Source organism: Streptomyces sp. NPDC102270, assembly GCF_044766405.1.
Taxonomy (GTDB): Bacteria; Actinomycetota; Actinomycetes; order Streptomycetales; family Streptomycetaceae; genus Streptomyces.
In genome coordinates this window covers 85,356-109,078 of record NZ_JBIWLX010000001.1, presented here as the reverse complement: position 1 = coordinate 109,078, position 23,723 = coordinate 85,356, and the positions used below count along the sequence as shown (strand labels likewise).

Here is a 23,723-nt window from a genome sequence, read left to right as displayed (position 1 = left end):
CGTTCAGCGGGCGTACGTGAGCTGTCCAAGGGCCGATTCGGACTTGTTCGGAGGACGTGACAACATGCCGTCATGTCCTCCGCACTGACCGATCTCTTCCCTCATCCGATCGTGCAGGCCCCCATGGCGGGCGGCGTCTCCGTGCCGCGCCTCGCCGCCGCCGTGTCCGATGCGGGCGGGCTCGGATTCCTCGCCGCCGGGTACAAGACGGCCGACGGGATGTACCAGGAGATCAAGCAGCTGCGCGGGCTGACCGGACGCCCCTTCGGCGTCAACCTCTTCATGCCGCAGCCGGAGTATGCCGACCCCGCCGCCGTCGAGGTCTACGCCCACCAGCTGGCCGGGGAGGCCACCTGGTACGACACCGAGCTCGGCGACCGCGACAGCGGCCGTGACGACGGGTACGACGCCAAGCTCGCCGTGCTCCTCGACAACCCCGTGCCGGTGGCCTCCTTCCACTTCGGCATCCCGAGCAGCGAGGCCCTGGAGTCGCTGCGCCGCGCCGGCACCTTCACCCTCGTCACCGCGACCACTCCCGAAGAGGCCCTCGCCGTGCAGTACGCGGGCGCCGACGCGGTCATCGCGCAGGGCGTCGAGGCCGGCGGTCACCAGGGCACCCACCGCGACCTCCCCGAGCAGGACGGCGCCGGCCTCGGACTCCTCTCCCTGGTCGCCCAGATCCGCGAGACGGTGACCATCCCGGTCGTCGCCGCCGGCGGCATCATGCGCGGCAGCCAGATCGCCGCCGTCCTCGCCGCCGGCGCGAGCGCGGCCCAGATCGGCACGGCGTTCCTCGCCAGCCACGAGTCCGGCGCCCACGACGTGCACAAGCAGGCGCTGACCAACCCCCTCTACGTCCGCACCGAGCTGACCCGCGCCTTCTCCGGCAGACCGGCCCGTGGCCTGGTCAACCGCTTCCTGCGCGAGCACGGACCGTACGCGCCCGCGGCCTACCCCGAGGTCCACCACCTCACCGTCCCGCTCCGCAAGGCCGCCGCCAAGGCCAAGGACGCGCAGGGCATGGCGCTGTGGGCGGGCCAGGGTCACCGGATGGCACGCGACCTGCCCGCGGGGCAGCTCGTGGAGATACTCGCGGCCGAACTCGACGCAGCGAGGACAGCGTTGTCGGGCAAGGGAGACCTGCGATGACCGCACCGGTGTTCGTGGTCGAGCACTTCGACGCGGGCGGCGACGGACGGTACGTCCTCGACGGCCCCGAAGGCCGCCACGCCGTCTCCGTGAAGCGGCTGCAGCCCGGCGAGGACGTCATCCTCACCGACGGCGCCGGACGCCGGGCCGACTGCGTGGTGTTCGCCGCGGAGGGCAAGGACCGGCTGATCGTCCAACTGGGCCCGGTGCGCGAGGAACCCCGGGCGCAGCCCCGCATCACCGTCGTCCAGGCCCTCCCCAAGGGCGACCGCGGTGAACTCGCCGTAGAGACCATGACCGAGGTCGGCGTCGACGCCATCGTGCCCTGGCAGGCGGCCCGCTGCATCACCCAGTGGAAGGGCGACCGGGGCCTGAAGGCGCTCGGCAAGTGGCGGGCCACCGCACGCGAGGCCGGCAAGCAGTCCCGCCGGGTCCGCTTCCCGGAGATCGCGGACGCGGCAAGTACCAAGCAGGTTGCCGCACTTCTCGCCAATGCCGACTTCGCCGCCGTGCTCCACTCCGACTTCGAACGCGGCAGTGTGCCGCTGGCCACCGCCGAACTCCCCGACGAGGGCGAGATCGTGCTGGTCGTCGGCCCCGAAGGAGGCGTCGCCAAGGACGAGTTGGCGCTCTTCGAGGAGGCCGGTGCGCGCGCCTACGTCCTCGGGCCCACCGTGCTGCGCACGTCGACCGCCGGAACCGCGGCGACCGCTCTGCTCCTCGGCCGTACCGGCCGCTGGTCCTGACCCCTGGAAGGACGGCCGTGGAACTCGCCCAAGTACGCTTGCTCGTCACCGACTTCGCCGCCTGCTACCGCTTCTACGCCGAGGTCCTCGGCCTCAAGCCCCAGTCGGGGGCGGTGCAGGGGCCGTACGAGAAGTTCAGCCCCGCCACCGGCTCGGCGGGCATCGCCCTGCAGGACCGGTCGATGATGGCGGCGGTCCTCGGCGAACTGGGTGACACGGCCACCGGCCACCGCTCCCTGGTCGTGCTGCGCGTCGACGACCTGGACACCTACTGCGAGCAGATCGCCGCCCGCGGCGCCACCCTGCTGCACGGCCCGTCCCCGATGACGGACCGCATGCGCGTCGCCCACCTCAAGGACCCGGAGGGGAACCTGGTGGAGCTTCAGGAGTGGCTGCTGCTGCGCACCTGAGCACCGCGGCACCCGACCGGCGCACAGGTGGCCGTATGCGCCCTACCGTCCCGGGCGGGACGGTGGCAGGCTGCCCTGCATGGTGGCGTTGAGACGGAACCGGCGTCGGCCGCGCGGGGTGCGAGCAGCGGGTGCGATGGGGGTTGCCGTGCTGGCCGTGGGCGGGGTCGCCGCCTGCGATCCGACCGGTGCGGTCAGCTCCGCGACCGTGGCGTACACCACCGACCAGCTGGTCACCAAGGAGCTGAACCGGCAGAAGGCCGACGTGAGTTGGCTGACCTGCACGGCCTCCTACGACAACGGCGACCGGACACCGAGTTCCAGTGTGAACACCGTCGCCACCGTCGACTGCGACGGCAAGACACGGGACGGCAAGGACATCACCGTCAAGGGCAAGGTGACCCGGACCGTCAGCGGCGCGTGTGTGCGCGGGGACCTCACCGCCACCGTCGGCGGCAGACAGTGGTTCCGCGTCGACGGGCTCGGCGACTGCACCGCCACACCCACGCCCCCGGCCGGTGACCCGCGGCAGCCCGGCCCGACCGTCACCGTGACCGTCACCAAGACGATCTGGTGCCAGAAGGACCCGCAGTGCTGGCCCGACGGCAAGTGATCGAAACCTCTGTGCACGGCCACCGCCCGTGCGTAGGGTAATCGGGTGACACAGCCTGCGACGTCTGCATATCTCCGGTTTCCGCACCTGCGGGGCGAGTTGGTGGCCTTCACCGCCGAGGACGACGTGTGGCTCGCGCCGCTCGACGGCGGACGTGCCTGGCGGGTCAGCGCGGACAACGTGCCGGTCACCCACCCCCGTATCTCGCCCGACGGCACCACCGTCGCCTGGACCTCCGCCCGCGACGGCGCCCCCGAGGTGCACATCGCCCCGGCCGACGGCGGACCGGCCAGAAGGCTGACCCACTGGGGCAGCGCACGCACCCAGGTACGCGGCTGGACCCGGGACGGCGAGGTCCTCGCGATCACCACCCACGGCCAGGCCAGCCTGCGCCGCAGCTGGGCGCACACCGTCCCGCTCGACGGCGGACCCGGCACCACCCTGCCGTACGGCCCCGTCGGCCATGTCGCCCACGGCCCGGCGACCGTGATCCTCTCCGCGCCCATGGGTCGCGAGGCCGCCTGGTGGAAGCGCTACCGAGGCGGTACGGCGGGCAAGCTGTGGATCGACCGCGACGGCGACGGCGAGTTCGTACGGCTCCACGAAGAGTTGGACGGAAACCTGGAGTACCCCGTGTGGGCGGGCGACCGGATCGCCTTCCTCTCCGACCACGAGGGCACCGGAGCCGTCTACTCCTCCCTCGCCGACGGCTCCGACCTGCGTCGGCACACCCCCCTCGACGGCTACTACGCCCGGCACGCGGCAGGCGACGGCACCCGGGTCGTCTACACCTCCGCCGGCGAGCTGTGGATCCTCGACGACCTCGACGGCGCCGAACCGCGCTGCCTGGAGGTCCGGCTCGGCGGGCAGCGTGCCGACCGGCAGCCCTTCCCCTTGGACGCCTCCCGCTGGTTCGGCTCGGCCGCCCCCGACCACACCGCACGCGGCAGCGCGGTCGCCGTACGCGGAGCCGTCCACTGGGTCACCCACCGCTCCGGCCCGGCCCGCGCGCTCGCCGCCGAACCCGGCGTCCGGGCCCGGCTGCCGCGCACCTTCCGCACCGAGGGCGAGGAGTGGGTGGTGTGGGTGACGGACGCGGAGGGCGACGACGCCCTGGAGTTCGCACCCGCCACCGGCCTCGCCCCCGGCGCCACCCCGCGCCGCCTCGCCGCGGGACAGCTCGGCCGCGTCCTGGGCCTCGCCATGGCCCCCGACGGCAGCCGGGCCGCGGTCGCCGCGCACGACGGCCGCGTGCTGCTCGTCGAGCGGGAGACCGGCGAGGTCCGCGAGGTCGACCGCAGCGAGGACGGCGACGTACGGGGCCTGACGTTCTCGCCCGACTCGGCCTGGCTCGCCTGGTCGCACCCCGGCCCCGCCCCGCTCTGCCAGCTCCGCCTCGCCAACACCACCGACCTGTCGGTCACCGAGGCGACCCCGCTGCGCTTCCAGGACTACGCCCCCGCCTTCACCCTCGACGGCAAACACCTGGCCTTCCTGTCCAACCGCTCCTTCGACCCGGTCTACGACGAGCACGTCTTCGACCTCGCCTTCGTCGTCGGCGACCGCCCGCACCTGATCACCCTGGCCGCGACCACCCCGTCCCCCTTCGGCCCGCAGCGACACGGGCGCCCCTTCGAGGCCCCCGACAAGGACGAGACCCCCGACAGCGAGGGCACCCCGGCCACCCGTATCGACCTCGAAGGGCTCGCCGACCGGATCGTGCCCTTCCCGGTGGAGGCCGGCCGCTACTCCAACCTGCGCGCGGCCAAGGACGGCGTGCTGTGGCTGCGCCACCCCGTCCAGGGTGTCCTCGGCTCCTCCCGGGCCACCCCCGACGACCCCGACCCCAAGACCGACCTCCAGCGCTACGACCTCGCCCAGCAGCGCCTCGAGCACCTCGCCGTCGACGCCGACCACTTCGCCGTCAGCGGCGACGGCAAGCGGGTGCTGCTGTGGACCGACGGCCGTCTGAAGGTCGTACCGAGCGACCGCCGCGCCTCCGGTGACGACGACAGCGACACGAACATCTCCGTCGACCTCGGCCGCATCCGGCAGACCGTCGACCCGTCGGCCGAGTGGCGGCAGATGTACGAGGAGACCGGCCGCATCATGCGGGACCACTTCTGGCGGCCCGACATGAGCGGCGTCGACTGGGACGGCGTCCTGGACCGCTACCGCCCGGTCCTGGACCGCCTGGCCACCCACGACGACCTCGTCGACCTCCTCTGGGAGGTGCACGGCGAACTCGGCACCTCCCACGCCTACGTCACCCCCCGCGGCGGCCACGGCGGTCACGGCCCCCGGCAGGGCCTGCTCGGCGCCGACATCTCCCGCCACGACGACGGCCCCCAGGGGTCGCCGCAGTGGCGCATCGACCGCATCCTGCCGACCGAGACCTCCGACCCCGCCGCCCGCTCCCCGCTCGCCGCACCCGGTGTCGCGGTGCGTGCCGGGGACGCGATCGTCGCCGTGGGCGGCCGGCCGGTCGACCCGGTCACCGGCCCCGGCCCGCTCCTGGTCGGCACGGCCGGCCGGCCGATCGAACTCACCGTCTCCCCGTCCGGCGGCGGAGACCTGCGCCACGCCGTGGTCGTCCCGGTCTCCGACGAGGAGCCCCTGCGCTACCACGCCTGGGTCGCCGACCGCCGCGCCTACGTCCACGAGAAGTCCGGCGGACGGCTCGGGTATCTGCACGTCCCGGACATGCAGGCCCCGGGCTGGGCCCAGATCCACCGCGATCTGCGCGTCGAGGTGGCCCGCGAGGGCCTGGTGGTCGACGTGCGCGAGAACCGCGGCGGCCACACCTCCCAGCTCGTGGTCGAGAAGCTGGCCCGCCGGATCGTCGGCTGGGCGGTACCGCGAGGGATGACCCCGTACAGCTACCCGCGGGACGCGCCGAGGGGCCCGGTCGTCGCCGTGGCCAACGAGTTCTCCGGCTCCGACGGCGACATCGTCAACGCGGCGATCAAGGCGCTGGGCATCGGCCCCGTCGTCGGTACCCGCACCTGGGGCGGGGTCATCGGGATCGACAGCCGCTACCGCCTGGTCGACGGCACGCTGATCACCCAGCCGAAGTACGCCTTCTGGCTGGAGGGCTACGAGTGGGGCGTCGAGAACCACGGGGTCGACCCGGACGTGGAGGTCCTCCAGAGGCCGCAGGACTACGCGGCGGGCCGGGACGCCCAGCTGGACGAGGCGGTGCGGATCGCCCTGGAGGCGCTGGACAGCAGTCCTGCCAGGATTCCGCCGGCTCTGCCTGACTAAGATGCCCCCGAGATCCGAGGCGAAAGGAACACCATGCCAGGGGAACCCCAGGGCGACTGCCTGTTCTGCAAGATCGTCGAAGGCCAGATCCCGGCCACGATCGTCCGGGAGACGGACACCACCGTCGCCTTCAGGGACATCAACCCCCAGGCCCCCACCCACGTCCTCGTCATCCCCAAGGCCCACTACGAGAACGCCGCCGTCCTCGCCACCGCCGCCCCGGAACTGGCCGCGGACGTCCTCCGGGCCACCGAGGCCGTCGCGGAGCAGGAAAAGCTGGACAGCTACCGCACCGTCTTCAACACGGGCACCGGCGCCGGACAAACGGTCTGGCACGCCCACGCCCATGTGCTCGGCGGCCGCGGCCTCCACTGGCCCCCCGGGTAACTCCCCGTGTCCGTACGTGAATTGGTCGTCCTCGGCACCGCCAGCCAGGTCCCCACGAGGCACCGCAACCACAACGGCTACCTACTGCGCTGGGACGGCGAGGGCTTCCTCTTCGACCCCGGCGAGGGCACCCAGCGCCAGATGCTGCGCGCCGGGGTAGCCGCCCACGACCTCCACCGGATCTGTGTCACCCACTTCCACGGCGACCACTCCCTCGGCCTCGCCGGCGTGATCCAGCGCATCAACCTCGACCGGGTCCCGCACCAGGTCACCGCCCACTACCCGGAGTCGGGGCAGCGCTTCTTCGACCGCCTGCGGTACGCGACGGCGTACCGGGAGACGGTTCAGCTCACCGAGGCGCCGGTCGCGGCCGACGGGGTGCTCGCGCGGACCGGCGGCTACACACTGGAGGCCCGCCGGCTCTCCCACCCCGTCGAGTCCTACGGCTACCGCCTCACGGAACCCGACGGCCGCCGCATGCTCCCCGACCGCCTCGCCGCGCACGGCATCAAGGGACCCGACGTCGGGCGGATCCAAAAGGAAGGCTCCCTGAACGGCGTCCTCCTCGACGACGTCAGCGAGGTCCGCCGGGGCCAGCGGTTCGCGTTCGTCATGGACACCCGCCTGTGCGACGGCGTCCACGCCCTCGCGGACGGCTGCGACCTGCTCGTCATCGAGTCGACCTTCCTCGACGAGGACGAGCGACTCGCCGTGGAACACGGTCATCTGACCGCCGGTCAGGCCGCGAGAGCCGCCCGGGACGCCGGCGTACGGCATCTCGTGCTCACCCACTTCAGCCAGCGCTACTCCGAGCCGGCGGAGTTCGAACGGCAGGCGCGGGCGGCGGGGTACGAGGGCGAGCTGACCGTGGCCCACGACCTCCTGAGGGTGCCGGTTCCGAAACGGCGGTAAAGCGGCCGTACGATGCTTTGATGTCCCTCCCCAAAGCTGAACTGCACCTGCACATCGAAGGCACCCTGGAGCCGGAGCTGGCTTTCGAGCTGGCCGCGCGCAACGGCGTCGAGCTGCCGTACGCCACCACGGACGAACTCCGCGAGGCGTACCGGTTCGAGGATCTCCAGTCCTTTCTGAACCTGTACTACGAGCTCATGGCCGTCCTGCGCACCGAGCGGGACTTCGAGGACCTGGCGAACGCCTATCTCGCCCGGGCCGCCGCGCAGGGGGTGCGGCACGCGGAGATCTTCTTCGATCCGCAGGCGCACCTCGCGCGGGGCGTGGAGATGGGGACCGTGGTGGCGGGGCTGTGGCGGGCGCTGGGCAGCAGCTCGCAGAACCATGGCGTCTCGACGCAGCTGATCATGTGCTTCCTGCGGGACGAGTCCGCCGAGTCGGCCCTTCGGACGCTGGAGGCCGCGAAGCCGTATCTCGACCGGATCGTCGGGGTCGGGCTCGACTCCGCCGAGGTGGGGTATCCGCCCGTGAAGTTCCGCGAGGTGTACGAGGCCGCCGCGGCGCTGGGGCTGCGGCGGGTGGCGCACGCCGGGGAGGAGGGGCCGCCGGAGTACATAGTCGAGGCGCTGGACGTGCTCGGGGTGGAGCGGATCGACCACGGGCTGCGGTGCATGGAGTCGCCGGAGCTGGTCGCGCGGCTGGTGCGGGACAGGATTCCGCTGACCCTGTGTCCGTTGTCCAACGTGCGGCTCCGTACGGTGGATGTGCTCGCCGATCATCCGCTGCCGGCCATGTTGGATGCGGGGTTGATGTGCACGGTGAACTCCGACGACCCGGCTTATTTCGGGGGTTATGCGGGGGACAACTTCGATGCGGTGCGCTCGGCGCTGGGCCTGGGCGAGGAGCGGTTGCGGGAGCTGGCCCGCAACTCCTTCCTCGCGTCCTTCTTGGAGCACGATGAGGAGCTGCGGGCCCGGTATCTGGCGGAGGTCGAGGCTTACGAGTTCTGAGGGCGCGTTGTCGTCCGCGGCGCCGTCGTGGCTGGTCGCGCCCACGCGGCGGCGCCGCATATCGACACAGCCCGCGCCCCTGAAAGCCAAAAGCACTCAGGCTGCCGTTGCTTTGTCGTACACCTGGGTGTCCACCTGGATCTCCACGACCGGCAAGGTCCGCCGCCCCGCGCCCGTCGCCACCGCCGTCATGGGTACGGCTATCAGCAGCAGGCCCGCTGCCAGGACCGTGCCCATCACCGGGAAGCCGGCCTCGGATGCGAGCAGGCTTCCCGTCAGGGGACCCGCTGCCGTGCCCAATGACGACGCCGAGCCGACCAGGACCGCCCAGCGGCCCCGGGGATCCAGGGAGGCGGCCAGGCCGATCACGTACGACAGGACGATCGGGTAGAGCGTGTTCCAGGCGATCTCGCCGGTCGCGAAGGACGTCAGGTCGCTCGCGGAGGCGCTCAGGGTGATGCAGGCGGCGATGAGGACCGTGCCGCCGCCGATGGGGAGCGCGCGGCCCAGCCGGGGGCCGAGGGCGCCCGCGCCGACGACGCCCAGCAGGCCCGCGCCGAGCGCGATCGCGAACACCGCGCCGACCGTCGCCTCGGAGAGGTGGGCCTGGGTGAGGCCGATGCGGCCGCTGACGCCCCAGAGGGCGTTCTGGGCGAGGGACCAGCAGGGCAGGGTCGCGGCGAGGAGGAGGCCGGCGCGAAGGTGGGGGAGCGGAGTGCGGGTCTCCCGGCTCCGGGCGGGGGCCGTGCGCCGGGGCAGACGACTCGTCAGGGGCCAGACCGCCAGGGCGGTGAGGGCGATCGCGGCGAGGGGCTGGCCGTGGCCGGGGCCCAGGTGAGGGACGGTCAGGTAGACGGCACCGGCGAGTGCGGAGACGCCGAGCAGGCCGACCGTGGTGGCGCGGTGCGGGTCCGGCTGGGCGGCGATGCCGGTGGCGGCCACCGCCGTCGCCGTACCGGATCCGAAGCCGCCGATCAGGGCCCCCACGACGACGGCCGGGACGGCGTGGGCGAGGGCGGCGCCCCCGTAGCCGAGGACGGCGAGGGCGAGGCCGGTGCGGGCGAGCGTGCGGGGGCCGACGCGGTCGACGCGGGAGGCGAGCAGGAAGCCCGCCGCCGCCGAACTCAGCAGCAGCGCGCTGCCGACGGCACCCGCCTCGGTGGCGGTGAGCGCAAGCCCGGAGTCGAGTCTGCCGACGGTCGTCGGCAGGAGGTAGGGGGCGAGATACCCGGCCGCGAAAAGGGCAATGAGGGGCCAGGGCAGGGTGGAGCGAGGGGCGGACACGGGCGTTCCCAGGGCATGCGAAAGAAGCGGCTCGAAAAGGGGGTTGGGCGCAGGCCGTCGACGGACAGGAACGCGCGAAGAATTTGTATCAAGCACACGGTTGCGGAAGTAGACCGGGTCGCGTGATGTGGATCACGTACCGTTTGGGCTGAGGGAAGCCGGGTAGAAGAGGCCGTCCCTGGCCCGCCCCTAACGCCAGCTGGGAGCGCCTCCCGCACCCGGAGCCGTCGCCTCGATCTTGCTCCTGATCTCGCGCATCACCGCGATGATCTGCTGTTCGTGGTCCGGCGTCAGCCGGACGACCGGGACCGAGCAGCTGACGGCGTCCTGGGCGGGGGAGTCGTAGCGCAGGGCGAAGCCGAAGCCGACGATGCCGAGGACGCCCTCCTCCCGGTCGACCGAGTAGCCGCGGGCGCGCACCTCGGCGAGGTCGGCCAGCAGGGACTCGCGGGTGGTGTGGGAGTTCGGCGTGAGCGCTTCGTACGGCCCCTCGGGGAGCCTTTCGTCGGGCCACTCGGCCAGCAGCGCCTTGCCCAGCGCGCCGACGTGCGCGGGCAGCCGCCGGCCGACCCGGCTGATGGTCCGCAGGTACTCGTGGGACTCGCGCGTCGCCAGATAGGCCACGTCCCGGCCGTCGAGCCGCCCCATGTGGATCGTCTCGCCCAGCGCCTGGGACGCCTCGTCGAGATACGGCCGTACGACCCGGACGCGCGGGTCGGAGTCCAGATAGCTCGTGCCGGTGAGCAGGGCGTGGATGCCGATGCCGTAGAGCGAGCCGGTGATGTCGGTGCGGACCCAGCCGCGCGAGATCAGGGTCTGGAGCAGCGCGTACATCGAACTGCGCGGCACGCCCAGTGCGTCCGCGAGCTCCTGGAGCCGTGCCGGGCGGTCGCCGCGCGCGGCCAGCAGCTCGAGGAGTTCGACCGTGCGGGCCGCCGACTTCACCTCGCGGACACCGCCGGTCTCCGGGCGCTCGGCCCCTGTCTCTGACATGCACCGATCGTAATCGGCCCCTCAAACCTGACACCGACCCATTGACGGACGGGGTTCGCCTACCTAATCTCCATCTTCATACGTAGATTTCGTCTACATAGGGAGATGAGGGTGACCCCGGACCCGGACACGGCCCGACGACTGCGGGACGGCATGGCGCGCGGCGTGCTGTCGTTCCCGCTCACGAGCTTCCACGACGACGGCACCCTCGACCCGGACGGCTTCCGCGCCCACGTCGCCGCCCAGATCGCCACCGCCCCCGGCGCGGTCTTCCCCGCCTGCGGCACCGGGGAGTTCTTCTCCCTGGACGAGGACGAGTACCGGCAGGTCGTCACCATCACGGTCGAGGAGGCCGGCGGGCGGGTGCCCGTCGTCGCCGGCATCGGCTACGGCTGGGCGCAGGCCGTCCGCTTCGCCCGGATCGCCGAGGAAGCGGGAGCGGACGCCCTGCTGGTCCTCCCGCACTATCTGGTCGCCGCCCCGCAGGACGGCCTGGTCGCCCAGCTGGAGCAGATCGCGGCGCGGACCGGACTGCCGCTCATCGCCTACCAGCGCGGCCAAGTCGCGTTCGGCGTGGGCGCGTTCAAGCGCATCACCGAGATCCCCGGGGTCATCGGACTCAAGGACGGACACAGCGACCTCGACCGGCTCCAGCGCCTCACCCTCGCCGCCCCCGAGGGCTTCCTGTTCTTCAACGGCGCCTCCACCGCCGAGGTCCAGGCCCGCGCCTACGCCACCGTCGGCGTCCCCGCCTACTCCTCGGCCGTCCACGCCTTCGCCCCCGAGATCGCCGACGCCTTCTTCGACGCCCTGCACGACGGCGACCGGGGCGACGGCACGGTCGAGAAACTGCTGCGCGACTTCTACGTCCCGCTCGTCGAGCTCCGCGACCGGGTGCCCGGATACGCCGTGTCGCTGGTGAAGGCGGCGGCACGGCTGCGGGGACGTCCGGTCGGACCCGTGCGCGCGCCGCTCACCGATCCGTCCGACGCCGACCTGACGGACCTCCGTCGGCTGCTGACCACCGGTCTCGACCTCGTAGGAGCCGCCCTGTGAACCTCACGATCACCGATGTCCGGTTGACGCCGATCCTCGTCGCCGATCCGCCGCTGCTCAACACCCAGGGCGTGCACCAGCCCTACACGCCCCGGCTGATCGTCGAAGTCGAGACCGCGGACGGGGTCGTGGGCGTCGGCGAGACGTACGGCGACACCAAGTACCTGGAGCTGGCCCGGCCGTTCGCCGCGAAGCTGATCGGGCGACAGGCCGGCGATCTCAACGGACTGTTCACGGTCGCGGACCAGATGGCGGTCGATTCCTCCCGGGTCTCCGGGCAGGTCGACGTCGGCGGGCTGCGGGGCGTGCAGACCGCCGACAAACTGCGCCTGTCCGTCGTCTCCGGCTTCGAGGTGGCCTGTCTCGACGCGCTGGGCAAGTCACTCGGGCTGCCCGTGCACGCGTTGCTCGGGGGCAAGGTGCGGGACGCGGTCGACTACAGCGCGTACCTGTTCTACAAGTGGGCCGCCCATCCCGAGGGCGTCGCCTCCGAGAAGGACGACTGGGGGGCGGCCCTCGACCCCGCGGGAGTGGTGGAACAGGCCCGGCTGTTCACCGAGCGGTACGGCTTCACGTCCTTCAAGCTCAAGGGCGGCGTCTTTCCGCCGGACGAGGAGATCGCGGCGGTCAGGGCGCTTGCCGAGGCGTTCCCCGGGCATCCCCTGCGGCTCGATCCCAACGGGGCCTGGAGCGTGGCGACTTCGCTGAGGGTGGCCCGGGAGCTCGGGGACGTCCTGGAGTATCTGGAGGATCCCGCGCTGGGGACCGCCGCCATGGCCGAGGTGTCCGCCGGGACCGACGTGCCGCTGGCCACCAACATGTGTGTGACGACCTTCGCGGAGATCAAGGAGGCGTTCGCCCGGGACGCCGTCCAGGTGGTCCTCTCCGACCACCACTACTGGGGCGGACTGCGGAACACCCAGCAACTCGCCGCGATCTGCCGGACCTTCGGGGTGGGGGTGTCCATGCACTCCAACACCCATCTGGGCATCTCGCTGGCCGCGATGACCCAGGTGGCGTCCACCGTGCCGAACCTTCACCACGCCTGCGACTCGCACTACCCCTGGCAGTCGGAGGATGTGCTGACCGAGCGGCTGGTCTTCGAGGACGGGGCCGTACGCGTTTCCGACGAGCCCGGGCTCGGTGTCGCACTCGACCGGGAGAAGGTGGAGTTCCTGCACCGGCGGTGGCTCGACGACGACGGTTCCCTGCGGGAGCGGGACGACGCGGCGGCGATGCGGGTCGTCGAGCCGGGATGGGAGACGCCCGCCGTACCTCGCTGGTAGCACCGGCAGGAGGTCGCGGCCCCGACGGTTGCCGAGTGCGGGCTTCCGTCGGGGCGCACGGTCGTGACGAAGGACGTCAAGGCGGGGGCGGAAAGCACCCTCGGCCGTCTGTCCGGTTACAGGCCCCAGCCCCAGCGCAGTTGTGCCACGCCCGAGGAGTTGTTCACCGCAAGTGAGCTGCCGCTCTGCCGGGTGATCGAATAGGTGTCGCCCGAGCGCAGGCCGGGCCAGTAGACGACGCCCATCTGACGGGACCTCGTCAGGTCCGTGGTGGCGGCGAAGTACGCGGTGAAGGTGTTGCCGTCCTGGTTCCCGCCGTAGTAGTTCAGCCCGGTCGTCATCGGGGCACCGGCCTCGTCGATGATGGTGCGGGACGAGTACGAGCCGAGCCGGTTGCTCAGGTTGGTGGTCCACGCCGAGCGGGTCGTGTCCGAGGCCCAGTATCCGTAGAAGTGCAGCGACAGCAGCGTGCCGTTCAGGGCGCTCGCCGCTCCGACGCCCGTGACGTTGTCGTTGTAGCCGGTGCCGCTGATGAGGACCCGCCCGCGGGGGGTGCTCGAATGCCGGGACAGCCACGACGAGCAGAGCGACACCCAGTCGTTCAGGCTGTAACCGAACGGCTCGTTCATCGGTTCGAAGTAGACGTTGCCGTTGCTGCCGTAGTCGCTGATGACCTTGTCCCACATGGTGTTCCATGCGTTCAGGTCATCGACTTTGCCGTCCTTGTTCGCTTCCCAGTAGCCGAAGATGACCTTCATGCCGTGGGACAGGGCCGAGTCGGCGGCGCCCTTGTACCGCGCCCACCAGTCCGAGTTGACGCTCTGCGGGTTGATCGGCAGCCGCACGGTGTTCGCGCCGAGTTGCTGCTGGAAGCCGCTGATGATGCCGTCGGCCTTGGAGCGGACGCTGTCGTAGCTGTCCCCGGCCGTGAGGCCGGTCGGGATCACCCAGCCGTCCACGTAATTGTCGCGGCTGTCCGCCCAGTTGACTCCGCGGAAGTCGTTCGTGGCGGCGGATGCGCCATGGGAAACGGTCAGCAGTGGCGCGAGGAGTGCTGCGACCAGGAAGGCGCGCAGACGGGTGCGAGAGTGGAGGCGATTCACACGAACTCCATTGTTCGATTGCTCGATTTTCACTTCTCGATGTTTACGTAAACATCGCCCTGACGTGGGGCTACCCAGCTGAAGACGGGGGAGTTTCTGAATGCTGACCCTCCACGGATTTAGTGTCAAGAGCCTGTCAGGAGCCGTATCCCGTGTGACAGCGGCACGTTGTCGGTGCTGTGGTGCAGACTGGCCTGATCCGCACCACGTCAGGGAGCGCACCGTGATCGCCTCCGCCTCCGCCTCGTCCGTCGGAAAGCACCACCGCGACCGGCCCCGGGTCGACCCGCTGGCCGCCCTGCGCACGCCGGACGACCCGCCCTGGGACGTGTACCTCACGGGCCCCGTCTTCCTCGACATCGTCTTCACCGGACTCGACTCCGCCCCGGTGCGCGGGACCGAGTCCTGGGCCCGCGGGATGGGGTCGAGCCCCGGCGGCGTCGCGAACATGGCTACGGCCCTGGCCCGGCTCGGGCTGCGTACCTCGCTGGCCGCGGCCTTCGGCGACGACCACTACGGCGAGTACTGCTGGGACGCCCTCGAACAGGGCGAGGGCATCGACCTCACCCCGTCCCGCACGGTCCCGGGCTGGCACTCCCCGGTCACCGTGTCGATGGCCTACGAGGGCGAGCGCACCATGGTCTCCCACGGCCACGAACCGCCCCCCGAGGAGCCCGCGCCGGACTGCCCCCCACGCGCGCGTGCGGCCGTCGCGTCGCTGGAGCCGGGCAAACGCGCCCCCTGGATCGCCCAGGCCGCGAGCAAGGGCACCTCCATCTTCGCCGACGTCGGCTGGGACGAGACCGGCGCCTGGGACCTCGCGGGCCTCGCCGACCTCGAACACTGCGAGGCCTTCCTGCCGAACGCGGAGGAAGCCATGCGCTACACCGGCGCCTCCTCCCCCCGCGAGGCCGCGCACGCGCTCACCGAACATGTACCGCTCGCCGTGGTCACCCTCGGCGCGGAGGGCGCGTACGCGGTGGACCGGCGTACCGGGGAGGCCGCCGAGGTCCCGGCGATCGAGGTCGAGGCGCTCGACCCGACCGGCGCCGGGGACGTCTTCGTGACCGGCTTCGTCACCGGCACCCTCGCGGGCTGGCCGCTGGCGGACCGGCTGGCCTTCGCCGGCCTGACCGCCGCGCTCTCCGTCCAGGAGTTCGGCGGTTCCCTGTCCGCGCCTGGCTGGTCCGAGATCGGCGCCTGGTGGCGCAAGGTCCAGTCCGTCACCTCCCAGGACCCGACCGCGCTGCGACGGTACGCTTTCCTGGCGGACCTGGTCCCGGAGGAGGAGTCCCCGACCTGGCCACTGCGCCGGGCGGTACCGACGATCGGCTTCGGCCGGTCGGCGTGAGGGTGGGGGCGGGGGTCGGGGGTATTGCTGCGGGGCGGGCCTGTCCCTGCGGCTTGTCGAGGGGCGGCTCGTCAGTACGGCGGGAGGTCGGGCCGGCTGACCGGGCTGGGTGACATCTGCACTGGTGGACCTGTCTCCGTGGCTCGCCGACCTGAGCCGGCCGCAGGACTTCCGGTCCGCCGAACCTTGGATCGTCGAACCCTGGATCGGCGCGAGGGCCGCACGTCTGTGCCGCCGCAGCCCGGGGCCGGGGCGTATCGCCGCCGGACGGTCCGCCTCCGTGGCGCGCCGGGCAGGTCGGCCCGTCAGTGGCCGCCCGCCCGCTCCAGTACCGACGCCACCTGCTCCCGGACCACCTCTCGGGCCGCGGCCGGCAGCGCACCGATCGGCGTACCGCTCAATGCGTCGAGCACGCTGTCCGCGCCCGGGTCGCAGGGCACGCTCTCGCTCAGGAAGTCGTAGCCGTCGCGGACCGCCACGCGCAGGACGGGGCGGTCGCCCGCGTGGACGGCCGTGGCGACGACCAGCGGCGGCGGGCCGCCCGGGGCCTCGGCCACCTTGCGGTAGCCGCTGACCAGGGGATCGCTCCAGTGCAGGCTCAGCAGCAGCGGCTTCTTGGCGAGCACCTCGGCGAGATCGGCCTCGAAGGGACCCTCCGCCGCCAGCACCCGCGCGCGAGCGCCCAGCACGAGGGCCGCGGGCAGCAGACAGCGCAGGGTGCTGCCGACGACGTTCCCGCCGACCGTGGCGGCCCGGCGCACCGCCCCGGTGCCGATGCCGGCCGCGGCCCGGTGCAGCACCTCCGGCACCCGCTCGTCGATCCGGTGCAGCAGGACGGCCGCCCCCACTTCCCCGGCCCCGAGAACGTTCGCCTCCGGCACCTCGCGCAGCGACACGGCCTGCTCCGGGAAGCCGTCGCGTTGCCAGGCGGCCCACACCAGCGTGGCGCCGCCGACGGGTACCGCCCCGTCGGTCAGACACTCCTGTGCCTCGGACAGGGACGTGGGCAGACGCAACAGCACGGTCTTCCTTCTTCGAACAGTCGGTGACTTCGAACACGCATGCAGTGAGCGCATTCTTTCCGGGGGCCCGGGGGAGCATGCAGGGCTCACCGCTGCATACAGGGCGCCCCGACCGTCGAAAAGCCCTACGGCGTTGTCACTGCACCGTCGTACTCTTGACACCGTGAGGCCGCCTTCCACTGCGCGGCCATGACGAGGAGGAACCGCAGGCGTTGATCGCCGGCCCATGACTCAGACACCCACAGGTCACAGCCCCGCGCAGGGGCAGGCGAGAGCACAGTTCACGGTCCCCGCCCAGCACCCCATGGTCACGGTCCTGGGATCCGGCGACTCCCTCCTGCGCGTGATCGAGAAGGCCTTCCCGGCGGCCGACATCCATGTCCGGGGCAACGAGATCAGCGCGACAGGCGCGGCGGCGGACGTCGCCCTCGTCCAGCGCCTGTTCGACGAGATGATGCTGGTGCTCCGCACCGGACAGCCGATGACGGAGGACGCAGTGGAACGCTCGATCGCCATGCTGCGGGCGAGCGAGAACGGGACGAGCGACGGCCAGGAGACCCCGGCCGAGGTGCTCACGCAGAACATCCTGTCCTCGCGCGGCCGCACCATCCGCCCCAAGACCCTCAACCAGAAGCGGTACGTCGACGCGATCGACAAGCACACGATCGTCTTCGGCATCGGCCCCGCCGGTACCGGCAAGACCTACCTCGCCATGGCGAAGGCGGTGCAGGCCCTGCAGTCCAAGCAGGTCAACCGCATCATCCTGACCCGCCCGGCGGTGGAGGCGGGAGAGCGGCTGGGCTTCCTGCCCGGCACCCTCTACGAGAAGATCGACCCGTATCTGCGCCCGCTGTACGACGCCCTGCACGACATGCTGGACCCGGACTCGATCCCGAAGCTCATGGCTTCGGGGACGATCGAGGTGGCGCCCCTCGCGTATATGCGAGGTAGGACCCTTAATGATGCTTTTATCATTCTGGACGAGGCCCAGAACACGAGCCCCGAGCAGATGAAGATGTTCCTCACCCGGCTCGGCTTCGACTCGAAGATCGTCATCACCGGTGACGTGACGCAGGTCGACCTGCCGAACGGCACCAAGTCCGGGCTGCGGCAGGTGCAGGACATCCTGGAGGGTGTGGACGACGTGCACTTCTCCCGCCTGTCCTCCCAGGACGTCGTACGGCACAAGCTGGTCGGCCGTATCGTCGACGCGTACGAGAAGTACGACACCGAGAACGGTACGGAGAACGGCACCCACAAGGGCGGCCGGAACAAGCGGAAGTAGACAAGCCAGCACCATGTCGATCGACGTCAACAACGAGTCCGGAACCGAGGTCGACGAGCAGGCGATCCTCGACATCGCCCGCTACGCGCTCGCGCGGATGCGCATCCACCCGCTCTCCGAGCTCTCGGTGATCGTCGTGGACGAGGACGCCATGGAGCAGTTGCACATCCAGTGGATGGACCTGCCGGGGCCCACCGACGTCATGTCGTTCCCGATGGACGAGCTCAGGCCGCCCAGCAAGGACGACGACGAGCCCCCGCAGGGCCTCCTCGGCGACATCGTGCTGTGTCCCGAGGTCGCCAAGCGGCAGGGCGAGGAGGCCGAGACGCAGCACTCCATGGACGAGGAGCTCCAGCTCCTCACCGTGCACGGGGTGCTGCACCTGCTCGGGTACGACCACGAGGAGCCTGACGAGAAGGCCGAGATGTTCGGTCTGCAGGCGGCCATCGTGGACGGCTGGCGGCAGGAGAAGGGGCTCACCGGTCCGTCCCCCGCGCCGACCGTCTCATGAGCCTGCCCCTGGTCTCCGGCGCGATCGCCCTGGTCGTCGTCGCCTGGCTCGCCGCCTGCGCGGAGGCGGGCCTCGCGCGCGTCTCCAGCTTCCGCGCCGAGGAAGCCGTACGCAACGGCCGGCGGGGCAGCGCCAAGCTCGCGCAGATCGCCGCCGACCCGACCCGCTATCTCAACGTGGCACTGCTGGTGCGCGTCGCCTGCGAGATGGCGGCGGCCGCCCTGGTCACCTACGCCTGCCTCCAGGAGTTCCCGGGCACCACCCGCGCCCTGCTGGTCGCGATCGGGGTCATGGTGCTCGTGTCGTACGTGGCGGTGGGTGTCTCCCCGCGCACCATCGGGCGTCAGCATCCGCTCAACACGGCGACCACGGCGGCGTACGTCCTGCTCCCGCTGGCCCGGATCATGGGCCCGATCCCGTCGTTGCTGATTCTCATCGGCAACGCGCTGACCCCCGGCAAGGGCTTCCGCCGGGGCCCGTTCGCCTCCGAGGCGGAGCTGCGCGCGCTGGTCGACCTCGCCGAGAAGGAGTCCCTGATCGAGGACGACGAGCGCCGGATGGTGCACTCGGTCTTCGAACTGGGTGACACGCTGGTGCGGGAGGTCATGGTGCCGCGCACCGACCTCGTCGTCATCGAGCGCTTCAAGACCATCCGGCAGGCGCTGACGCTCGCGCTGCGTTCGGGCTTCTCGCGCATCCCCGTGTCCGGGGAGAGCGAGGACGACATCGTGGGGATCGTGTATCTGAAGGACCTGGTCCGCAAGACGCACATCAGCCGGGACGCGGAGTCGGAGCTGGTGTCCACCGCCATGCGGCCCGCGGCCTTCGTGCCCGACACCAAGAACGCCGGTGACCTGCTGCGCGAGATGCAGCAGGACCGCAACCACGTCGCCGTCGTGATCGACGAGTACGGCGGCACGGCCGGCATCGTCACCATCGAGGACATCCTGGAGGAGATCGTCGGTGAGATCACCGACGAGTACGACCGGGAACTGCCGCCGGTGGAGGACCTCGGCGACGACCGTCACCGCGTCACCGCCCGCCTCGACATCACCGACCTGGGCGAGTTGTACGGGCTCGACGAGTACGACGACGAGGATGTGGAGACCGTCGGGGGGCTGCTGGCGAAGGCGCTGGGCCGCGTTCCCATCGCCGGGGCGTCCGCGGTCGTCGAGCTTCCGGACGGGCGGGAACTGCGGCTGACCGCGGAGGCCGCCGCGGGGCGCCGGAACAAGATCGTGACGGTTCTTGTGGAGCCGGTGGGCGCCCTCGAACCCGCCGAAGAGGAGAAGGTGTCCGAGTGACCCCCCAGGAGCTGCGCGCCCTCTGCCTGTCCTTCAACGAGACCGTGGAGGACTTCCCCTTCCGGCCGGAGGTCTCCGTCTTCAAGGTGCTCGGCAAGCTCTTCGCCCTGACCACGCTGGACGCGCGGCCCCTGACGGTCAACCTCAAGTGCGACCCGGAGGACGCGATTCGGCTGCGCGCCGACCATCCCGGGCTGATCGTTCCCGGCTACCACATGAACAAGCGCCACTGGAACACCGTCACCGTCGACGGCGAGCTCCCGGACCGTCTGGTCCGGGAGCTCGTCGAGGACTCGTACGACCTGGTGGTGGCGGGTCTACCGCGCGCCGAGCGGCTCCGCCTCGACCGCCCCTGAGCGCACCCGCAGTCCCACCGCGACCAGTGCCGCCGCCACCAGCACGACGAACGTGTCCAGGGCGAGGACCGTGTGGACGCCGGACAGCAGGTCGTCCGAGGTGGTGGCGAGGACGCCCAGCAGCGGGATGCCCACGGTGATGCCGACCTGCTGGGTGGAGGTGACCAGGCCGGTGGCCAGGCCCTGCTCCTCGTCCGGGACACCGGAGGTCACGGTGATGCCGTACGAGATGATCGCGCCGAGGTGGCACATGCTGGCCAGGGAGACGGCGGCCGTGGCGAGCCAGACGGACCAGTTCCCGGTGCCCAGGCCCAGCAGGGCGGCGATCAGGGCGCCCTGGCCGACGAGCGAGCCGACCAGGGTGCGGCGCGGGCCGAAGCGGCCGATGACCTTCGGGGCGTAGGTGCCGGCCACCGCCGACAGGACGCCCTGCACGCCGAAGACCAGGCCGGTCTCGAAGGCCGACAGGTGCAGGACCTCCTGGAGGTAGAGGGTCAGCACGAAGACGACCGTCGACATCATCGAGAAGGTGACCAGACCACCGATGTTGCCCCACGCCACCGTGCGGCGGCGCAGCATGGGCAGGGACACCAGGGGTTGTGCGGTACGGGACTCGATCGTGACGAAGGCGGCGAGGAGCAGCAGGCCGGCGATCAGGGTGACGAGGACGTCCGTACGGCCGAAGCCGTGGTCGGCGGCCGTCGAGAGGGCGTAGATCAGGGAGAGCAGGCCGCCGGTGACCGTGATCGCGCCGGGGACGTCCAGGCGGGGGCGGTGCGGGGTGCGGGATTCGGGCAGCAGGCCGGGGGCCAGGGGCAGCACGATCACGGCGAACAGGGAGAGCAGCCCCATCGTGGAGCGCCAGCCGAGGGTGTCGGTGAGGGTGCCGCCGGCCACCATGCCGACGGTGAAGCCGAGCGAGAGCAGGGTGCCGGAGATGCCCAGGGCACGGTCGCGGGCGGGGCCCTCGGGGAAGGTCGTGGTCAGCAGGGACATGCCGGTCGGCACGATGGCCGCCGCGCCGAGGCCCTGCAGGGCGCGTCCGGCGAGGAAGGACGCCGGGTCCCAGGCGAGGGTCGCGAGCACGGAGGCGGCGCCGAAGAGGGCCAGGCCCGTGAGGAACAGCTTCCGGCGTCCGTACAGGTCGCCGATGCGGCCGAACAGGAGCAGGAAGCCGCCGGACGGCAGTGCGAACGCCGTGACCGCCCACTGCAGGGCGGAGGGGCTCATGCCCAGGTCGGCGCCGAGGACGGGCAGGGCGACGTTCAGGACGGAGAAGTCCAGCGCGACCATGAACTGGGCGGCGCACAGGACGAACAGGACGAGCTTGTCGCGCGTCGACAGCCGGGGGGTGTCGAGCGCATCGGGGACGGAATCTGTGGTGTCGATCGCCATGGGCAAGAGCCTGCGGGCGCCGGAATAGCCGTGGGGAGCCGCAAGTTGTGCTGGTGGTGGCACCACCAGGCAGCAGCGAGGGGGATGCGTTCGTGCCCGAGGTCGTACCCAAGAGTGAGCGGCACCGTGAGCTGCGGGAGTTCCTGATGAGCCGGCGGGCCAGGGTCTCGCCGGCCGAGGCCGGACTGCCGGACGGCGGGGCGCGGCGGCGGACGCCGGGGCTCAGGCGGGAGGAGGTCGCGGTGCTCGCCGGGGTGGGTGCCTCCTGGTACCAGTGGCTGGAACAGGGGCGGGACATCTCGGTGTCCCCGCAGGTGCTCGACTCCGTCGGGCGGGTGCTGCGGCTCAGCAACGCGGAGCGACGGCATCTGTACGTCCTCGCCGGGCTGAACCCGCCCGCGCCGGAACCGGCCGCCGATCACGGGTGCGAGGGGCTGCGGCGGCTGATCGACGCGTGGATGCCGTATCCGGCGCACATCATGGACGCGTACTACAACTGCGTGCTGTACAACGACGCGGCGGGCTGGGTGCTCGGCATGCGGCCGGAGAACACCCAGAACTGTCTCGTCGACTTCTTCACGGACCCGCTGTACCGGTCGCGATCGCACAGCTGGGAACAGAACGCGCGCACGGTGGTCGCCCAGTTCCGGGCGGCCTCGTCCGCGCGCCCCGAGGACGAGGGCTTCCAGGAGGTGCTGGCCCGGGTGCGGTCGGCGAGCGCGGAGTTCACCGAGCTGTGGGAGCGGCGGGACATCGAGGACGCCGGAGTGATCCGCAAGGAGCTCGACCATCCGCTGGTCGGTCTGCTGTGCGTGGAGTCCACGGCGATGAGGGTACCGGCCCGCTCAGACCTGACGGTCGTCCTGCACACCCCGCTGGACGAGGCGAACACAGCGGCCAAGCTGGAGTGGCTGGCGTCCCCGGAGGGGCGGCGGGGGGCGATGTATCCGGTGGCGGGGTGATGTGTCCGGTGACGGCGGACGGCTGCCGGGCGGGGGGTGTCTCCCATGGCAGGCGGTGCGTTTCGCGGTTGGCAACGGACGGGTGACGGGGAGCGCTTCCAGAGGCTGGTGGGCCCCCTGATCCGCGGTGCCCCGGTGGTGGGCGGCGGACCCTGGCCGGTGGCCCGGTGGCCCGGTGGCCCGGTGGCCCGGTGGCCCGGTGGCCCGGTGGCCCGGTGGCCCGGTGGTGGGTGGACCCGTGGCGCTGTCGGCGTGGGTTCGGTTCGTATGCTCGGTTCCATGACCGACAACAGTGCGCTTGACCCCGAGGACCGCAAGATCGTCACCCTGGCCCGTTCGGCGCGGGCCCGTAACGGGGTGCCCGAGGGGGCGGCCGTACGGGACGAGACCGGGCGGACGTATGTGGCCGGGACCGTCGAGCTGGCGTCGTTGAAGCTGAGCGCGCTGCAGACGGCGGTGGCCATGGCGGTGGCGTCCGGGGCGAAGTCCCTGGAGGCGGCGGCCGTGGTGACGGATGCCGAATCGGCCTCCGAGCAGGACCTGGCCGCCGTCCGGGATCTGGGCGGGCCCACGACTCCGGTGCTGGTGGCCGGGGTCGACGGCACCGTGCGCAGTACCGTGACCGCCGGCTGACACCCCGGTGACGGTTGGCCGGAATTCCGGCTTGCCGTTCCTCGTCCCACGCGCATCAATGGAACCGGATATTCCGACGGACCGTCAGATTCCAGTTCACCCGGCGTCCCGCACCACGCCCCGTGAACGCCGGCCGTCCGTCGGGATGCACCCCCCCGTCCATCCCCACATGGCACTCCCCACCACGGGAAGGGAACCGGATTCCATGAAAGGCAAGCGCACAGGCACTGGTGCGGCACTGGTCGTCGGCACGCTCGCGGCCCTCGGGCTCGCGTTCGCCCCCACCGCCGCGGCCGTCACCCCGGACACCGCGACCATCGACGCGGACTGCGGCCTCTACGGCAGCGGCCAGGCCACCCTGACCGCGGCCCAGGACGGCACCGCGGCCACCGTCACGGTCACCTCGGCGATCAACGCCCCGCTCGCACTCGACGAGGACTCGATCTCCTCGACGCTCACCTTCGTGAACGCGAACGGCGGCACCACCACCTTCTCCGGCACCGAGAACCCCGCCATCGCGGCCGGCGACCCCGTCACGGTCGGCCCCCTCAACGGCACCGTGGCCTCCGGCGACAGCCTGGAGTCGTACGGCGGTTCGCTCCAGATCGTCGTCTTCGGGATCACCGTCACCTGCACGGCGACCGGTCCGCAGTCGCCCGGACCCTTTGTGTTCGACTGATCCTCCCGGCAC

23 protein-coding genes are annotated in these 23,723 nt (G+C 71.5%); 18 read left to right on the top strand and 5 right to left on the bottom strand.

What is annotated here, in order from left to right:
* The first annotated feature begins 72 nt into the window (after positions 1-72).
* From ACIRP7_RS00465 to ACIRP7_RS00430, 8 genes are all read left to right on the top strand, one after another.
* The gene (locus tag ACIRP7_RS00465) at positions 73-1,149 is read left to right on the top strand and encodes a nitronate monooxygenase (RefSeq protein WP_403651879.1); all 1,077 of its coding nucleotides are present in this window, start codon (positions 73-75) and stop codon (positions 1,147-1,149) included.
* Complete coding sequence (locus ACIRP7_RS00460; protein WP_403651876.1) at positions 1,146-1,895, top strand: 16S rRNA (uracil(1498)-N(3))-methyltransferase; 750 nt, start codon at positions 1,146-1,148, stop codon at positions 1,893-1,895. The genes ACIRP7_RS00465 and ACIRP7_RS00460 overlap by 4 nt, the downstream gene beginning before the upstream one ends.
* A gap of 17 nt (positions 1,896-1,912) precedes the next feature.
* Positions 1,913-2,305 (top strand): VOC family protein, encoded by a 393-nt coding sequence (locus tag ACIRP7_RS00455; RefSeq protein ID WP_403651874.1) that lies wholly within the window; start codon positions 1,913-1,915, stop codon positions 2,303-2,305.
* Between the two features lie 79 nt (positions 2,306-2,384).
* A complete protein-coding gene (locus tag ACIRP7_RS00450) occupies positions 2,385-2,918 on the top strand; it encodes a hypothetical protein (RefSeq protein WP_403651871.1) in 534 nt (177 codons plus the stop codon).
* Positions 2,919-2,963: 45 nt separating this feature from the next.
* Positions 2,964-6,182 carry a S41 family peptidase gene (locus tag ACIRP7_RS00445; RefSeq protein WP_403651869.1) on the top strand — a complete coding sequence of 1,073 codons (3,219 nt, stop codon included), beginning with the start codon at positions 2,964-2,966 and terminating at the stop codon, positions 6,180-6,182.
* 33 nt (positions 6,183-6,215) lie between these two features.
* Positions 6,216-6,569: a histidine triad nucleotide-binding protein gene (locus ACIRP7_RS00440; protein ID WP_403651866.1), complete on the top strand. Its 354-nt coding sequence runs from the start codon at positions 6,216-6,218 to the stop codon at positions 6,567-6,569.
* Between the two features lie 6 nt (positions 6,570-6,575).
* Positions 6,576-7,481 (top strand): ribonuclease Z, encoded by a 906-nt coding sequence (locus ACIRP7_RS00435; RefSeq protein ID WP_403651863.1) that lies wholly within the window; start codon positions 6,576-6,578, stop codon positions 7,479-7,481.
* A gap of 20 nt (positions 7,482-7,501) precedes the next feature.
* Complete coding sequence (locus ACIRP7_RS00430) at positions 7,502-8,491, top strand: adenosine deaminase (protein ID WP_403651861.1); 990 nt, start codon at positions 7,502-7,504, stop codon at positions 8,489-8,491.
* A gap of 96 nt (positions 8,492-8,587) precedes the next feature.
* Here ACIRP7_RS00430 and ACIRP7_RS00425 read toward each other — a convergent pair whose 3' ends face one another.
* Together ACIRP7_RS00425 and ACIRP7_RS00420 are read right to left on the bottom strand one after the other, a co-directional pair.
* Positions 8,588-9,775: an MFS transporter gene (locus ACIRP7_RS00425; RefSeq protein WP_403651858.1), complete on the bottom strand. Its 1,188-nt coding sequence runs from the start codon at positions 9,773-9,775 to the stop codon at positions 8,588-8,590.
* Positions 9,776-9,964: 189 nt separating this feature from the next.
* Positions 9,965-10,768: an IclR family transcriptional regulator gene (locus ACIRP7_RS00420; protein ID WP_403651855.1), complete on the bottom strand. Its 804-nt coding sequence runs from the start codon at positions 10,766-10,768 to the stop codon at positions 9,965-9,967.
* Between the two features lie 153 nt (positions 10,769-10,921).
* Between ACIRP7_RS00420 and ACIRP7_RS00415 the strand changes: the two genes are divergently transcribed.
* Both ACIRP7_RS00415 and ACIRP7_RS00410 read left to right on the top strand, forming a co-directional pair.
* On the top strand, positions 10,922-11,824 hold the full coding sequence (locus ACIRP7_RS00415; protein WP_403652997.1) for a 5-dehydro-4-deoxyglucarate dehydratase: 903 nt from the start codon (positions 10,922-10,924) through the stop codon (positions 11,822-11,824).
* Positions 11,821-13,110 carry a glucarate dehydratase family protein gene (locus ACIRP7_RS00410; protein WP_403651852.1) on the top strand — a complete coding sequence of 430 codons (1,290 nt, stop codon included), beginning with the start codon at positions 11,821-11,823 and terminating at the stop codon, positions 13,108-13,110. Before ACIRP7_RS00415 ends, ACIRP7_RS00410 begins: the two co-directional genes overlap by 4 nt.
* 116 nt (positions 13,111-13,226) lie before the next feature.
* Here ACIRP7_RS00410 and ACIRP7_RS00405 read toward each other — a convergent pair whose 3' ends face one another.
* Positions 13,227-14,213, bottom strand: coding sequence for a cellulase family glycosylhydrolase (locus tag ACIRP7_RS00405; protein ID WP_403651849.1), 987 nt, complete (start codon positions 14,211-14,213; stop codon positions 13,227-13,229).
* 223 nt (positions 14,214-14,436) lie between these two features.
* On the opposite strand from ACIRP7_RS00405, the gene ACIRP7_RS00400 reads away from it, so the two are divergent.
* The gene (locus ACIRP7_RS00400; protein ID WP_403651846.1) at positions 14,437-15,564 is read left to right on the top strand and encodes a carbohydrate kinase family protein; all 1,128 of its coding nucleotides are present in this window, start codon (positions 14,437-14,439) and stop codon (positions 15,562-15,564) included.
* 305 nt (positions 15,565-15,869) lie between these two features.
* Here ACIRP7_RS00400 and ACIRP7_RS00395 read toward each other — a convergent pair whose 3' ends face one another.
* Complete coding sequence (locus ACIRP7_RS00395) at positions 15,870-16,586, bottom strand: FAD binding domain-containing protein (protein WP_403651844.1); 717 nt, start codon at positions 16,584-16,586, stop codon at positions 15,870-15,872.
* Between the two features lie 226 nt (positions 16,587-16,812).
* Here ACIRP7_RS00395 and ACIRP7_RS00390 point away from each other — a divergent pair, with 226 nt between their 5' ends.
* Genes ACIRP7_RS00390 through ACIRP7_RS00375 form a run of 4 tightly spaced genes read left to right on the top strand, consistent with a single transcriptional unit; the run spans position 16,813 to position 20,042 of the window.
* Positions 16,813-17,871: a PhoH family protein gene (locus ACIRP7_RS00390; protein ID WP_403651842.1), complete on the top strand. Its 1,059-nt coding sequence runs from the start codon at positions 16,813-16,815 to the stop codon at positions 17,869-17,871.
* Between the two features lie 13 nt (positions 17,872-17,884).
* Positions 17,885-18,382, top strand: a complete 498-nt coding sequence (ybeY, locus tag ACIRP7_RS00385) for an rRNA maturation RNase YbeY (protein ID WP_403651839.1) — start codon at positions 17,885-17,887, stop codon at positions 18,380-18,382.
* Positions 18,379-19,686: a hemolysin family protein gene (locus tag ACIRP7_RS00380; RefSeq protein ID WP_403651837.1), complete on the top strand. Its 1,308-nt coding sequence runs from the start codon at positions 18,379-18,381 to the stop codon at positions 19,684-19,686. The genes ybeY and ACIRP7_RS00380 overlap by 4 nt, the downstream gene beginning before the upstream one ends.
* Positions 19,683-20,042, top strand: coding sequence for an MmcQ/YjbR family DNA-binding protein (locus ACIRP7_RS00375; RefSeq protein WP_352383801.1), 360 nt, complete (start codon positions 19,683-19,685; stop codon positions 20,040-20,042). The genes ACIRP7_RS00380 and ACIRP7_RS00375 overlap by 4 nt, the downstream gene beginning before the upstream one ends.
* Here ACIRP7_RS00375 and ACIRP7_RS00370 read toward each other — a convergent pair.
* Positions 20,004-21,437, bottom strand: a complete 1,434-nt coding sequence (locus tag ACIRP7_RS00370) for an MFS transporter (protein ID WP_403651834.1) — start codon at positions 21,435-21,437, stop codon at positions 20,004-20,006. The genes ACIRP7_RS00375 and ACIRP7_RS00370 overlap by 39 nt on opposite strands.
* Before the next feature lie 146 nt (positions 21,438-21,583).
* On the opposite strand from ACIRP7_RS00370, the gene ACIRP7_RS00365 reads away from it, so the two are divergent.
* The 3 genes from ACIRP7_RS00365 (at position 21,584) to ACIRP7_RS00355 (ending at position 23,711) form a co-directional block, all read left to right on the top strand.
* Positions 21,584-22,399: a helix-turn-helix transcriptional regulator gene (locus ACIRP7_RS00365; protein ID WP_403652994.1), complete on the top strand. Its 816-nt coding sequence runs from the start codon at positions 21,584-21,586 to the stop codon at positions 22,397-22,399.
* 279 nt (positions 22,400-22,678) lie between these two features.
* On the top strand, positions 22,679-23,032 hold the full coding sequence (locus tag ACIRP7_RS00360) for a cytidine deaminase (protein WP_403651831.1): 354 nt from the start codon (positions 22,679-22,681) through the stop codon (positions 23,030-23,032).
* Between the two features lie 205 nt (positions 23,033-23,237).
* Positions 23,238-23,711, top strand: coding sequence for a hypothetical protein (locus ACIRP7_RS00355; RefSeq protein ID WP_403651828.1), 474 nt, complete (start codon positions 23,238-23,240; stop codon positions 23,709-23,711).
* The last annotated feature ends 12 nt before the right edge of the window (positions 23,712-23,723 follow it).

Bases quoted from the DNA above. Each gene is read 5' to 3' on its own strand.
- ACIRP7_RS00465 (WP_403651879.1), top strand. From the start codon at position 73: ATGTCCTCCGCACTGACCGATCTCTTCCCTCATCCGATCGTGCAGGCC.
- ACIRP7_RS00460 (WP_403651876.1), top strand. From the start codon at position 1,146: ATGACCGCACCGGTGTTCGTGGTCGAGCACTTCGACGCGGGCGGCGAC.
- ACIRP7_RS00450 (WP_403651871.1), top strand. From the start codon at position 2,385: ATGGTGGCGTTGAGACGGAACCGGCGTCGGCCGCGCGGGGTGCGAGCA.
- ACIRP7_RS00440 (WP_403651866.1), top strand. From the start codon at position 6,216: ATGCCAGGGGAACCCCAGGGCGACTGCCTGTTCTGCAAGATCGTCGAA.
- ACIRP7_RS00430 (WP_403651861.1), top strand. From the start codon at position 7,502: ATGTCCCTCCCCAAAGCTGAACTGCACCTGCACATCGAAGGCACCCTG.
- ACIRP7_RS00420 (WP_403651855.1), bottom strand. From the start codon at position 10,768: ATGTCAGAGACAGGGGCCGAGCGCCCGGAGACCGGCGGTGTCCGCGAG.
- ACIRP7_RS00415 (WP_403652997.1), top strand. From the start codon at position 10,922: ATGGCGCGCGGCGTGCTGTCGTTCCCGCTCACGAGCTTCCACGACGAC.
- ACIRP7_RS00390 (WP_403651842.1), top strand. From the start codon at position 16,813: ATGACTCAGACACCCACAGGTCACAGCCCCGCGCAGGGGCAGGCGAGA.
- ybeY (WP_403651839.1), top strand. From the start codon at position 17,885: ATGTCGATCGACGTCAACAACGAGTCCGGAACCGAGGTCGACGAGCAG.
- ACIRP7_RS00380 (WP_403651837.1), top strand. From the start codon at position 18,379: ATGAGCCTGCCCCTGGTCTCCGGCGCGATCGCCCTGGTCGTCGTCGCC.
- ACIRP7_RS00370 (WP_403651834.1), bottom strand. From the start codon at position 21,437: ATGGCGATCGACACCACAGATTCCGTCCCCGATGCGCTCGACACCCCC.
- ACIRP7_RS00365 (WP_403652994.1), top strand. From the start codon at position 21,584: ATGAGCCGGCGGGCCAGGGTCTCGCCGGCCGAGGCCGGACTGCCGGAC.
- ACIRP7_RS00360 (WP_403651831.1), top strand. From the start codon at position 22,679: ATGACCGACAACAGTGCGCTTGACCCCGAGGACCGCAAGATCGTCACC.
- ACIRP7_RS00355 (WP_403651828.1), top strand. From the start codon at position 23,238: ATGAAAGGCAAGCGCACAGGCACTGGTGCGGCACTGGTCGTCGGCACG.